The sequence below is a fragment of the Enterobacter cloacae complex sp. P16RS2 genome (assembly GCF_014982155.1).
GTDB lineage: Bacteria > Pseudomonadota > Gammaproteobacteria > Enterobacterales > Enterobacteriaceae > Enterobacter > Enterobacter cloacae_M.
Map to the genome: position 1 here is coordinate 1 of NZ_JADCKW010000090.1, position 354 is coordinate 354.

Here is a 354-nt window from a genome sequence, read left to right on the forward strand (position 1 = left end):
GTGAATGATACATGCTGCTCGCAATGACTATTATTTGCATAGTGAATGCGTGAGCACAAAACCACTATGAATAATTAATTTCGCTAGCAACAAACGTTCTTACTTCATTCAAATGCCTCAAGTTTAATTTTCTAGCTATGATCGCTATGCGAGAGTAAATAATTTTGTTATTGACATTGGCTAGTTTCGCAACGCTTGATACATCTGAATGTTGAGCTACTGACCAAGCGATTTCTTTATCTTTTCGGGATAGTACTGATAGCTCCGACATCATAATTAAGTGTTGCTTCAAATTTGACCAGTCAATAGGCTGTCCAGTTTTTAGCAAGTGGATAATGTCAATCAAGTTATCAT

General features: G+C 36.2%; 1 protein-coding gene. It reads right to left on the minus strand.

All coding sequences use genetic code 11. The features are described 5' to 3' along the window. Positions 1 to 64: 64 nt before the first annotated feature. On the minus strand, positions 65 to 354 hold a 290-nt coding region (locus tag INF68_RS23395; protein ID WP_216786957.1), incomplete at its 5' end, for a hypothetical protein.